Annotated in this window: 2 protein-coding genes; one reads left to right on the forward strand and one right to left on the reverse strand. The window is 75.1% G+C overall.

The features are described 5' to 3' along the window. The first annotated feature begins 55 nt into the window (after positions 1–55). The gene (locus ACFV4N_RS43290; protein ID WP_499678516.1) at positions 56–1,090 is read left to right on the forward strand and encodes a methyltransferase; all 1,035 of its coding nucleotides are present in this window, start codon (positions 56–58) and stop codon (positions 1,088–1,090) included. A 57-nt stretch (positions 1,091–1,147) separates the two neighbouring features. On the opposite strand, the gene ACFV4N_RS43295 is transcribed toward ACFV4N_RS43290, so the two are convergent. Beyond that, positions 1,148–1,519 carry an STAS domain-containing protein gene (locus ACFV4N_RS43295; RefSeq protein WP_499678517.1) on the reverse strand — a complete coding sequence of 124 codons (372 nt, stop codon included), beginning with the start codon at positions 1,517–1,519 and terminating at the stop codon, positions 1,148–1,150. Between the last annotated feature and the right edge of the window lie 353 nt (positions 1,520–1,872).

The following is a 1,872-nucleotide window of genomic DNA, read 5'->3' on the forward strand; positions in this document are numbered from 1 at the left end:
GGGATCGCTACAGTGATTTTGACAATCATTGTCGTAACGCATCCACGGGGGCTCCATGGCCGCGTCACCGGACCCGACCGTCGCCGCGCGCCACGCGCTGGTGAACATGATCTTCGGCTCGATGGCCGCCCAGGTCGTCGCGGCGTGCGTCGAACTCGGCGTCCCGGACGTCCTGGGCGACGGCGACCGCTCCGCCGACGAGGTGGCCGCCGCGTGCGGGGCGTTGCCGCGCACCACGCTGCGGCTGCTGCGCGCGGCGACGGCGCTGGGGCTGCTGGAGGAGCGCGGTGACCGGTACGCGGCCACCGCGCTCGGCGCCCTGCTGCGGTCGGACGCGCCGGGCTCGCTGGCCGCCTTCGCCCGCGTGTTCACCGACCCGGTCCTGCTGCGCGCCTGGCACCGGCTCGACGACGGCGTCCGCACCGGCGTTACCGCGTTCGACGAGGAGTTCGGGACCTCGTTCTTCGACCACCTCGGGTCGCGGCCGGACCTCGCCGCGGCGTTCAACGCCGCCATGAGCCAGGGCACGCACGTGGTCTCCCGCCTGCTGCCCGACGCCCACGACTTCGGCCGCTACGGCGCGGTGATCGACGTCGGCGGCGGCGACGGCACGCTGCTCGCCGCGGTCCTCGGCCGGCACGCCGGCCCGCGCGGCGTGCTGTTCGACACCGCCACCGGCTCGTCGGAGGCGCACCGGGTGCTGGCCGCGGCCGGCGTCGCGGCCCGGTGCGAGGTCGTCACCGGCGACTTCTTCGCCGCCGTCCCGGCGGGTGCGGACGCGGTGCTGCTCAAGAGCGTCCTGCACGACTGGGACGACGACCGCGCCGGCACGGTGCTCCGGCACTGCCGGGCGTCCCTGCCGGAGCACGGCCGCCTGCTCGTGGTGGAACCGGTCCTGCCCGACTCGGTCCCCGACGACGCCTCGCCGGTGATCTACCTCAGCGACCTCAACATGCTCGTCAACCTCGGCGGCCAGGAGCGCACGCGCGGCGAGTACGAGGAGCTGTTGGCGGCCAACGGGTTCACCGTCACCGACGTCACGGCGCTGCCGCCGTCGGGGTTCTCCCTCGTCGAGGCCGTGCCGAGCTGACCGGGCCGAGGCGACCGGGCGAGCCGACCTCGCCGTCCACTGTGGAGCGCGCGGCCCTCAAGCCCCGCCCCGCAGCGAGGCCAGGGCCCGCTCCAGGTCGGGGTAGACGGTGAACACCTCGTCCATCCGGGTGGCCCGGAACGGCCGCAGCACCGCGCGGTGGTCGGCGACGATGACGAACGCGACGCCGCGCCGGTCGGCGTGCCGCGCGCCCTCGACCAGCACCGCCAGGCCGCTGGAGGGCAGGAACGTGACGCCGGTCAGGTCGACCGCCGAGGTCGAGGTGACGGTGTCCAACCAGTCGAGCAGCCTGCGGCGCACCGCTTCACCGGAGCGCGTGTCGACCTCGCCGGCCAGCCGCAGCACCGGGACGCCCCCGATCACGACGGACTCCACCGACACGCCCGCGGCCACGCTCTCATCGCTCAACGGTGACCACCTCGCAAGCTCCTCGGCGCCGACCGGCCCACGACAACGGTAACCGCGCGGGGCCGCCGCCACCGATCGGCGAGGCCGGCACCGCGCCGCGGACGCGCTGCCGCCCCGGCCGGGGTGGTCGGCCGCACGACCCACCACCCCCTCACCTGATGAGGTGAGGATCGGCGAGGTCGGGTAACGCGGTGCGGCACCCGGGCGAGACCCAGTTGTCCGACGTGGCCGGTTCGGGCTGTCGCCGCGGAGGTCTCGCGAGTCGTGCGGCCCGGGTGTGCGGACGGGCGCGCAACCCCGCCCCCCCCCCGCCGCACCCCACCGAGGAGGTAAACACCACCCTCGCGACGCCC

The organism is Actinosynnema sp. NPDC059797 (assembly GCF_042732085.1).
Lineage (GTDB): Bacteria > Actinomycetota > Actinomycetes > Mycobacteriales > Pseudonocardiaceae > Actinosynnema.

Bases quoted from the DNA above. Each gene is read 5' to 3' on its own strand.
- ACFV4N_RS43290 (WP_499678516.1), top strand. From the start codon at position 56: ATGGCCGCGTCACCGGACCCGACCGTCGCCGCGCGCCACGCGCTGGTG.